Annotated in this window: 9 protein-coding genes; 2 read left to right on the forward strand and 7 right to left on the reverse strand. The window is 69.7% G+C overall.

Annotation, left to right across the window (positions count from 1 at the left end; genetic code table 11):
• Window positions 1-16: 16 nt before the first annotated feature.
• Together VFF46_RS22280 and VFF46_RS22285 are read right to left on the reverse strand one after the other, a co-directional pair.
• The gene (locus VFF46_RS22280; protein ID WP_325039119.1) at window positions 17-2,089 is read right to left on the reverse strand and encodes a hypothetical protein; all 2,073 of its coding nucleotides are present in this window, start codon (window positions 2,087-2,089) and stop codon (window positions 17-19) included.
• A gap of 225 nt (window positions 2,090-2,314) precedes the next feature.
• Complete coding sequence (locus VFF46_RS22285) at window positions 2,315-3,511, reverse strand: GAF domain-containing protein (protein WP_325039121.1); 1,197 nt, start codon at window positions 3,509-3,511, stop codon at window positions 2,315-2,317.
• A 108-nt stretch (window positions 3,512-3,619) separates the two neighbouring features.
• On the opposite strand from VFF46_RS22285, the gene VFF46_RS22290 reads away from it, so the two are divergent.
• A complete protein-coding gene (locus tag VFF46_RS22290; RefSeq protein WP_325039122.1) occupies window positions 3,620-5,443 on the forward strand; it encodes an NAD(P)/FAD-dependent oxidoreductase in 1,824 nt (607 codons plus the stop codon).
• 4 nt (window positions 5,444-5,447) lie between these two features.
• Here VFF46_RS22290 and VFF46_RS22295 read toward each other — a convergent pair whose 3' ends face one another.
• The gene (locus tag VFF46_RS22295; RefSeq protein ID WP_325039123.1) at window positions 5,448-5,714 is read right to left on the reverse strand and encodes a hypothetical protein; all 267 of its coding nucleotides are present in this window, start codon (window positions 5,712-5,714) and stop codon (window positions 5,448-5,450) included.
• A gap of 197 nt (window positions 5,715-5,911) precedes the next feature.
• Between VFF46_RS22295 and VFF46_RS22300 the strand changes: the two genes are divergently transcribed.
• Entirely contained in the window at window positions 5,912-7,333 is a 1,422-nt protein-coding gene (locus VFF46_RS22300) for an SLC13 family permease (RefSeq protein ID WP_325039128.1), read from the forward strand.
• A 68-nt stretch (window positions 7,334-7,401) separates the two neighbouring features.
• On the opposite strand, the gene VFF46_RS22305 is transcribed toward VFF46_RS22300, so the two are convergent.
• The 4 genes from VFF46_RS22305 to VFF46_RS22320 all read right to left on the reverse strand — a co-directional run.
• Window positions 7,402-8,082: an urease accessory protein UreD gene (locus tag VFF46_RS22305; protein WP_325039124.1), complete on the reverse strand. Its 681-nt coding sequence runs from the start codon at window positions 8,080-8,082 to the stop codon at window positions 7,402-7,404.
• Window positions 8,066-8,767 (reverse strand): urease accessory protein UreG, encoded by a 702-nt coding sequence (gene ureG, locus VFF46_RS22310; protein ID WP_325039125.1) that lies wholly within the window; start codon window positions 8,765-8,767, stop codon window positions 8,066-8,068. The genes VFF46_RS22305 and ureG overlap by 17 nt, the downstream gene beginning before the upstream one ends.
• The gene (locus VFF46_RS22315) at window positions 8,760-9,557 is read right to left on the reverse strand and encodes an urease accessory protein UreF (protein ID WP_325039126.1); all 798 of its coding nucleotides are present in this window, start codon (window positions 9,555-9,557) and stop codon (window positions 8,760-8,762) included. Before VFF46_RS22315 ends, ureG begins: the two co-directional genes overlap by 8 nt.
• On the reverse strand, window positions 9,557-10,034 hold a 478-nt coding region (locus VFF46_RS22320), incomplete at its 5' end, for an amidohydrolase family protein (RefSeq protein WP_325039127.1). The genes VFF46_RS22320 and VFF46_RS22315, both read right to left, overlap by 1 nt.

A 10,034-nucleotide genomic window follows, 5' to 3' on the forward strand; every position in this document is an offset into this window, starting at 1 on the left:
AGACACGACTCGGCGGTTAGCGGGTGATGGTTATGGGGGTGCCTGTGGGGGTGCCGGGGTGGTTTAGGTGGAGGAGGTGCGTCGTCGGGTTGTAGTGGGAGTTGACCGTGACGGAGATGGGCGCGGTGGGGAGGCGGAGGGCGGTGATGACTTGGACTCCTTGGGGGGCTTCGCAGGTGAAGGTGATGGTGGTGTCGGTCTCTTGGTAGTCGACGATGCGGCCGGCGGAGGCTAGGAGGGTGGCGTCGTCGTACGTCAGGTCGCGGAGCCAGGTGAGGGCTCCGGCGGTGAGCTCGCGGTGGTGGACCACGCCGAGGTGGGGGTCGAGGAGGTCGAGGTAGGTGCCGTCGACGACGTGCGTGCCGTCGAGGACGGCGCCGATCAGGTACGGGCCGCGTTGGACGGCGAGCCAGTTGGTCGGTTGCCAAGTGTGGCCGGCGGCTTGGGTGAGTTCGCGGAGGGGGGTGATGAGGTCGGCTGGTTTGGTGGTGAAGTCGGCGGGGCGGGAGGCGACGAAGCGGACGTGGCCGCGGCCGATCGGCTGGATGTCGTTGCGGTTGCGGTCGGCGCCGAGGGATTCGGCGAGGTGGTCGGCGCAGGTGTCGTAGCGGCCGGTCCACCAGGAGCGGATCTCGTGGTACGGGTCCGCGCCGTCGCCGACGTACAGCAGGCTGCCGCCGCGGTTCACCCAGCCTGCCAGCGCGTAGTGGATGCTCGGCGCGAGCGGTTTCTGGAATTCGTAGCTCAGCACGAGTACGTCGATGTCGTCGAGCGCGTCGGGGGTGTCGATCACGCTCTCCAGCTGTACGGGCGTGACGCGTTGGCCTTCGTACAAAGGCGGAAGCGCGAGGCCGTAGAAGTCGGAGAAATGTAGTTGCTCACGGCCCTCAAGTGCGAGTGCGTCCTGCAGCCCGTCGTAATGCCCGCTCTCACCGCCGGGCGACCAACGCTGGAACATCGCGGTGTCCGACAGCGCGATGCCGACCCGCGGTCCTTCGTGCGCCCACCGGACGTCCGGCTGGTCGAGGTCGCGGAGGGTGTTCATCGCGATCAGGTAGCTGGTCGCGGTCTCCGGCGGGATGAGTGAGCGCTCGGTGGATCCTTCGCGCAGGTACGGGCGGTTGAAGATCCGGTGCGGCCACGGCGCGACCTCGTACCGCGAGACGCCCGGGTGCAGCAGCGACGCGACCAGGGTGCGCTGGTAGTTCGCGAGGTAGTCCTCCCAGGTCCGGTCCGGGTGGTCCTCGATCGGGTCGTGCAGGAACCACAGCCGCCGGTCGGTGCCGCGGGTCAGGTCCTGCGCGATGCCGTACTCGAGGTACGCCGTCTCGAACGTCCGCTCGGCGACCTTGCCGTCGTACACGTTCGGCGTCCGGGACGTACCGGTCCACACCTGCGCGATCGCGCCGTCGACCGAGGGGAGGGTGCGGAGGCGTGATTCCGGACTGATGATCTGCCATTGCGTGTAGTTCAGCAGGCTGTGCGTCGGTACGTAGAAATGCACCTCGCGTCCCTGCGCGAGCGCCTCGTCACGCAGTACGGACGTGACCCGGTCGAGGCTGCGGGACAGCAGATGCTGCTTGAGCTGGCCCGAACGGAAGTGCGCCTCGGGCGTGCTGTGCGGCGGCTGCCACGGCTCCTTGAAGTACGCCTGCCATTCGCGTTTGAAGGATTCCGAGTACCCCGCCCGCGCCCAGAACTCGGGCTCCTCGAGATGGACCCCCTCCACGCCGAGCCCGATGATCGGCCGGAGCTTCTGCACGAGGTACTCCGTAAAGCCGAACGTCGGCACCATGTACGGGATGTCCGTACTCTCGCCGTGCAGGATCGGCTTCCCGTCCGCGGCCGTCTGCGCTTCGTCCCAGTGCTCGGCCCCGTCCCACCGCCCGTCGAGGTAGTCCTGGTACGTCCCCCAGGAGATCCCGGTCATCAGATGCACCCGGTACCCGGCCTCGCGCCACCGCCCGATGCGCTCCGCCGTCGTGTCGTTCAGCCCGTACACCATGACGAAGTCCGTCCGCAGATCGATGGACTCGTCGTACGCCGCCTGCTCCTGAAACCCGGTCGCTTCACGGTCCTTGTCCGTCATACGCACCAACCCTTCCCCGCCGCACCACCCGAACACCAGCCCCGCGTCAGGAACTGGACAATTGCGCCATGCGAACCGCCCTGCCGAACCGCGCCCTGACCGACAACACGGCCGGCGCTCGGATTGAGGTCGCTCATCTATCCGGCGGCGCTGGTGGCGCAGCAGTTCTACCGCTGGCGGTACTTCAGGGCGCTGCGCTGATCCACGCGTCGGGCCGCGGCGGATTCAGCCGGCGACGTCGAGCGAGACGCCGGCAGCGATGCGGTAGGGGTGGGTGGAGACGAGGGCGCCGGCGACTCGGCGGAGGCGGGAGACCTCGGCGCGGATCGTGACCTCGTGGTGCGCGTCGCCGTACAGCCGGGTGCTGAGCTCGGCCGCGGTCAGCCCGCGCGGTCCGGCGGCGGTCAAGGCGGCGAGGATCTCGGCGTGCCGCGGCGTCAGCGACGTACGCCACGGCTCGCCGTCCCGGAGTACTTCGAGGCGCGGCTCCGGCCCGGCGTACAACCGGGCCCGGACGGTGGCCCCGGCTTCGCGCGGGCGGATCAGCCAGCCGTCGCCGAGGCGTTCGGGCAGGCACAGGCCGAGTCCTGGTACGGCGACCGCCCGGTCGGCCTGCGGTACGTCGATCCGGTCGCGCGCCGCGATGCCGGCGTGGTGGGCGACCCACCCGTGGTCGTCGACGACCAGGAGCGGACCGTTGGTGGAACTCACCACCGCCTCGGTCGACCGCCGGAGGCTTTCGAGCCGCTCCCGGTGGTGCCGCCACAGCGCCGCCTCGGACAGCCGTACGGCGCTTTCCACCAGCGCGGCGATCGCCGGATGTAATGTCAGCGCGGGTCCGCTGACGTCGACGACGCCGAGCAGCGTGCCGTCGCGCGGATCGTGGATCGGCCAGGCGGTGCAGTACCAGGGATGCTGATGACTCTCGTAGTGCTCGGCCGAGAACAGCTGCACCGGCGCGGCCTCGGCGAGCGCCGTACCGATCGCGTTGGTGCCGACCACCTGCTCGGTCCACAGCATGCCCTCGAGGAACCCGAGCCGATCCGCGGTCAGCTGGACCCGCGGCGCACCCTCCCGCCAGAGCACGACACCGTCCGCGTCGCACACCACCATCAGGAAGAGCGAGGCGTCCGCGACGCTGGTCAGCACCCGTCGCAGCTCGTCGATCACCAGCGAGAGCCGTGACGTACTGCGACGACGTACCAGCTCCTCCTGGCTCATCGGGCGGCGTGCGTTGACGTGATCCGCCGTGAGCCCGAGGCTCATCACCCGCGTCCACGAGCGCGCGACGAGAGCCCGCGGTCGCTGCGGAGGCCGTACGCCGCTGAGCACGGCGTCGTGGATCCGGACCAGCTCACGTGCACGCAGCGTGAGGTCCGTGCCAGGCGGAATCGCCCCGTACGCCGTACTCGCTGTCGTCATGGGACCTCCCGCCTTGCCGATCATCGTAGGCCGGGACTGTGACCGTCGCCACGCTGCAACGTGGTGCAACCCTGGCCGTTGACGGGTGGACAACGGTGTCCTGAGCTCATGACTCAGACCGAGGAGAAGCCGACCGCCCAGCAGTCGGCAGACGACCGGGCCACGAACTGGTTGACCGCGTTCGAGGACGCGCTGCGGGCGCGCGACGTACCTCGGGCGGCGGGCCTGTTCGCGACCACCAGCTTCTGGCGCGACCTGGTCGCGTTCACGTGGAACCTGAAGACCGTCGAGAACCCGGACGGCGTCACGGACCTGTTGACGAACACCCTCGACACCACGGACCCGAGCGGGTTCGGGCTGACCGAGCCGGCGGCCGAGGCGGACGGGGTGGTCACCGCGTGGTTCGAGTTCGAGACCGGTGTCGGGCGTGGGGCCGGTCTGCTCCGGCTCGTGGACGAGGACGGGCAGGACAAGGCGTGGACCTTGCTCACGACGCTGCGGGAGCTGAAGGGGTACGAGGAGCCGCGCGGCGTACGGCGGCCGATGGGTGCGCAGCACGGCGCCGACAAGAACCGGCAGACGTGGAAGGAGAAGCGGCAGGCCGAGGCGGACACGCTCGGGTCGGCCGAGCAGCCGTACGTGCTGGTGGTCGGTGGCGGGCAGGGCGGGATCGCGCTCGGTGCACGCCTGCGGCAACTCGGCGTACCGGCGCTGGTGATCGACAAGCACCCGCGGCCGGGGGACCAGTGGCGGAACCGGTACAAGTCGCTGTGCCTGCACGATCCGGTCTGGTACGACCACCTGCCGTACCTGAAGTTCCCGGACAACTGGCCCGTGTTCGCGCCGAAGGACAAGATCGGCGACTGGCTCGAGTCGTACGTGAAGACGATGGAGGTGCCGTACTGGTCGAACACGGTCGCGAAGTCCGCGTCGTACGGCGACGGCGAGTGGACCGTTGTCGTCGAGCGTGACGGGCAGGAACTGACGCTGCATCCGAAGCAACTGGTACTCGCGACCGGGATGTCCGGGAAGCCCAACATCCCGCACCTGCCCGGACAGGACGTGTTCCGCGGCGACCAGCACCACTCGTCGGCGCACCCCGGCCCGGACGCGTACGCCGGGAAGCGCTGCGTGGTGGTCGGGTCGAACAACAGCAGCTTCGACATCTGCGGCGCGCTCTGGGAACACGACGCGGACGTGACGATGGTGCAACGGTCCAGCACGCACATCGTGAAGAGCGACTCGCTGATGGAGTACGGCCTTGGTGACCTGTACTCCGAACGCGCGCTCGCGGCCGGTGTGACCACCGAGAAGGCGGACCTGATCTTGGCGTCGATCCCGTACCGGATCCTGCACGAGTTCCAGATCCCGGCGTACCAGGCGATGGCCGAGAAGGACAAGGACTTCTACGCGCGGCTGGAGGCGGCCGGGTTCCGGCACGACTGGGGCGACGACGGGTCGGGCCTGTTCATGAAGTACCTGCGCCGGGGATCGGGGTACTACATCGACGTCGGCGCCGCGGAACTCGTGGCGAACGGCGACGTGAAGCTCGCGCACGGCCAGGTCTCCCACCTCACCGAGGACGCCGTCGTACTGGAGGACGGTACGACGCTGCCGGCGGACCTCGTCGTCTACGCGACCGGCTACGGCTCGATGAACGGGTGGGCCGCGGACCTCATCTCCCAGGAGGTGGCCGATGCCGTCGGCAAGTGCTGGGGCCTCGGCTCCGACACCACCAAGGACCCCGGCCCCTGGGAAGGCGAGCAGCGCAACATGTGGAAGCCGACCCAACAGGAATCACTCTGGTTCCACGGCGGCAACCTCCACCAGTCCCGCCACTACTCCCTGTACCTCTCCCTACAACTGAAGGCCCGCTACGAGAACCTCCCGACGCCTGTCTACGCCCTGCAGGAGGTCCACCACCTGTGTTAGCGGCCTACGGGAGATGCCGGTTGAGCCGCCGCAGGAAGGCTCCGACGACGGGCAGCCGGTGCCAGCCGCGCCGGATCACCAGCTCGCGCGTACGCCGGACGCCGGAGCGCAGGTTCGTCAGCGGGGTCGGCCGGAGCTGGTCTTCACGCTCGCGGCCCCGCTGCCGGACCGCGACCGTGCACCGCAGACAGATCTGAACCTCCGGGTGCAGACCCAGGCCGACCAGTTCACGCTCGTCGCGTTCGGCACCGCAACACCAGCACGTGCTCACAGCACCATCATGCAACACGAGTACTACGTCGTGCCGCCCGGCGGAATCCGCGGGTTGGTGGCAGACTGCGAAAGAGGGGGTCGCGACCGGAGAGCGGTGGAGAAACTATGGGTCTCGCTTACGAAGTCGGTCTTCCGCTGGTGGCCGAGGCGGACGTGCACGCGCCGTGGAACGGGCACGACACCCGGGTGCTGATCATGGCTGTGGTCGGCATCGCGATCATCGTCGTACTGATCGTCGCCCTGAAGGTGCACGCGTTCCTGTCGCTGACGATCGGCGCGCTCTTCGTCGGCGTCGCGTCCGGGATCGCGGCCGGTGACGTCACGAAGTCGTACGAGAACGGCGTCGGCAGCGTCCTCGGGTACGTCGGCGTCCTGATCGCGCTCGGTGCGATGGTCGGGAAGCTGCTGGCCGACTCCGGCGGCGCGGACCAGGTCGTCGACACGCTGCTGAGGGGCAAACCCGGCGGCCTGCCGTGGAAGATGGCGCTGATCGCGTTCATCATCGGCATCCCGATGTTCTTCGAGATCGGCCTGGTACTGCTGATCCCCGTTGTGGTTCTGGCCGTACGGCGGACCGGTGCGCGCGCGATGCTGCTCGGTATCCCGGCGCTCGCGGGCCTGTCGGTACTGCACGGCTTCGTCCCGCCGCACCCCGGTCCGCTGGCCGCGATCGGCGTACTGAAGGGCAACGTCGGCATCACGCTCGCGCTCGGTCTGCTGGTGGCGATCCCGACGGTGATCGTGGCCGGTCCGCTGTTCGGCCGGCTGGCCGCGAAGTGGGTCCCGATCGGTGCCGCCGGTGCCGCGCTCGAGGTCGGCTCCGGCCACCACGACTCCGAGCCGGAGCAGCACAACCCCGGACACGACGGCCCGCAGGACGTGACCCAGAGCGCCCACCACGACCCGCAGCATGCGGCACCGCAGCCGGCGGCCGGTACGACGCGGACCCGGACGCCGAGCTTCGCCGCGACGTTGAGCACGGTGCTGCTGCCGGTCGTCCTGATGCTGATCAAGGCCGCGTCCGACGTCTGGATGAGCAAGAGCAACGCGATCTACCCGGTGCTGCAGTTCATCGGCGACCCGGTGGTGGCGCTGCTGATCGCCGTACTGCTGGCGATGTACACGTTCGGTACCGCGGTGGGCTTCGGCATCCCCGAGCTGAGCAAGAAGATCGGCGAGAGCCTGATGCCGATCGCCGGCGTGATGCTGATCGTCGGCGCCGGCGGCGGATTCAAGCAGGTCCTGGTGGACGGCGGCACCGGTACGGCGATCGCCAAGATCGCGATCGCTGCGAACCTGTCGGCCCTGCTGCTCGGCTGGATCGTCGCGGTCCTGATCCGGCTGGCCACCGGCTCCGCGACGGTCGCCACGGTCACGGCCGCCGGGATCGTCGCACCGCTCGCGGGCGGCCTGAGTACGACGCACATCGCGCTCGTGGTGCTCGCGATCGGCGCCGGCTCGCTGTTCTTCTCGCACGTCAACGACGCCGGGTTCTGGCTGGTCAAGGAGTACTTCGGGATGACCGTTGGCGAGACCATCAAAACCTGGTCGGTGATGGAGACCGTCATCTCGGTGATGGGCCTCGGCATGACCTTGCTGCTGTCAACGTTCTTGTAGCTCAGTTCTTGTAGCTCGGCTCTTGTAGCTCGGCTCTTGTAGCTCGGTTCTTGCAGCTCAGCCGGCGGTCAGAGCGTTGCCAGGCCGCTTTGGTGTTGTTCGTGGACCAATCGGCGGGCGATGGAGCCCGGACCTTCGAGCTGCAGGGTCTGGGGGTCGTCGGGTAGCCGGAAGCCGAGGGTGGTGACGGTGTCGAGGCAGCGCGCCGTACCGAGGACCGCCCAGCCGCGGCGTGCCGCGGGGGAGAGGTCGAGGTCTTCGGCGAGCAGCAGTTCGTCGTCGAGCCGTGCCCGGGTGGACGTGTGCAGGGAGCCGCCGACCTCGCCGTGGCGCCCGAGGACGAGGGACTCGCGGAGGTGGGCCGTGCAGCCGGCCGCGAGCTGTACGGCGGTGGTCCGGGTGACGTCGGCTCCGGCCGCGACCACGAAGGGTTCGCCGTACCACCGCAGGCTTGCGCCGTCGTTCAGCGTGATGCCGACGTCCCACCGGGCCGAGCCGCCACGCATGCCGTAGGCAACGGTTCCGGCGGGCTCGACGATCTCCAGGCGGACCGCGCCCGCGACGTCGACCTCGATCCGGACCTCGTCACCGGCGAGCAGCAGCGCACCGGCCGCGACCAGGGCGACCCGTACGACGCCGGGGCGGCCCGGGAGCAGGCGGGGGGACAGGTGACCGGTGCTGAGTACGCAACGATCGCGGACCGGATCGGCGACCACCTCAATGCGTGTGGACTCAATGCGTGTGGACAACGACCTCGCCGTCCTCGCCGGTGTGGGAGTGCGGTGCCATCGGCCCGGGGTCGACGGGCGTGTGGTCCCCGGCGTGTACGGCGTACCGCATCGATCGGACCCAGTCCGTCAGGCGGGCGATCGAGGCGGGGTCCTTGCGGGACAGGGCGATCACCGGCTTGCCGCCACGGGCCGCTTCGGCGTCCCGCACCATCTGCTCGACGTCGACCTCGACGTACGGCGCGAGGTCGGTTTTGTTGACGATCAGAAGGTCCGCCCGCGCGATCCCCGGTCCGCCCTTGCGGGCGACGTCGCCACCGCCGGCCACGTCGAGGACGAAGATCTGTGCGTCGACCAGCGCCGGGGAGAAGGTCGCGGTCAGGTTGTCGCCGCCGGACTCGACCAGCACCACGTCGAGCGGAGCGAAGTCGCGTTCGAGGTCCTCGACCGCGATCAGGTTCGGGGTGACGTCGTCGCGGATCGCGGTGTGCGGGCACGCGCCGGTCTCGACGGCACGGATCCGTGCGGGGTCGAGAACGCCGGCGGCCTTCAGCAGCCGGGCGTCCTCGTCGGTGTAGATGTCGTTGGTGATCACGCCGAGCCGGAGTTCCGCGGACAGTTCGCGGCAGACGGTGGCGATCAGCGAGCTCTTGCCGGTACCGACGGGTCCGGCCACGCCGAGCCGGAAGGAGCGGGTGTCAGGCATGGAACAGCCTCATTCTTTCGGTCGCATGATGATGCGCGAACACGTCGATCAGCGGCGCGCCGCCGGCCGGGATCGCGTCCGGGTCGGTGAGCGGCGCGACGTCCTTGACGAGCCGCTCGATGTCGTCGTGCAGTCCCACGAGCCAGGCCGTCGCGTCCGCCGGATCCACCGGGAGCAGCTTGAGCGACGCGGACACGACCGTCTGCGCGTCCTCGTACCCGACAACCCGCACCAGCTGCTCCGCCGACAGTCCGTTGACCGCGGCAACCACCCCGAGAACGATCGGCCGCGGCACCTCCTGATCGCCCGGCAGGTACTCCGCCACCTCCGGCCACACGCGACTCGCCACCCTGAGCAACAACCGCCCCTGCCGCCGCGAAACCCCCCGCAGCACCTGACTACCCGTCCGCCCAGCCCAAGCCCGCTCCACCCCCCGCAGCTCCGCCCGCCGCAGCTCCGCCAGGCCCGGTGGCCCGCCGTCGAGTCGTGGGGATTGGTCGTCCGAACCCAGCCGTTCTCCACGACTCGGCGGAGCGGGGTCGAGCCGTTTCGCACGACTCGGCGGGGAGGGGTGGAGGATGAGGTGACGGGTGACGGCGGCGGTGGCGGCTTCTACCCGGGTGACGGTGCGGAGGCGGTCGCGGGCGTACGCCGCCACGTCCTCCAGGTGGTTGCCGTCGGCACCTAGCCCGGCGCGGACGGCGGGTTCCAGGCCGTTGGACTGGGTGTGGCCGCCGGTCGGCAGGCGGGCGTCGGCGAGCATCAGCGCGACCAGCTCGGGCGCGCTCATCAGAACATCGCGTACAGCTGGGCGAGTGGCAGCACCGCGGCCGGCGCCGGCTCGATCAGCTCGCCGTCGACCTCGATCGCGAATGTCTCCGGATCGATGTCGATCGCCGGCAACGCGTCGTTGTTCTTCAGGTCCGCCTTCGTGACCTCGCGGGTCGGCCGTACGCCGAGCAGCTGCCGCCGCAACCCGAGGCGCTCCGCGAGCCCGTCGTCCAGCGCCGCCGGTGAGACGAACGTGTACGACACGTCCGCCCCGATCGCGTCCCCGAACGCGGGCCGCATCAGCACCGGCTGCGGCGTCGGGATCGACGCGTTCGGGTCGCCGAGCGCCGCCCAGACGATCGCGCCGCCCTTGATCACCAGGTTCGGGCGGACACCGAAGTACCGCGGGTCCCAGAGCGTCAGGTCCGCGAGCTTGCCCTCCTCGACGGAGCCGACGACGTGGTCGATGCCGTGCGCGATCGCCGGGTTGATCGTG

This window comes from Kribbella sp., from assembly GCF_035655035.1.
Taxonomy (GTDB): Bacteria; Actinomycetota; Actinomycetes; order Propionibacteriales; family Kribbellaceae; genus Kribbella.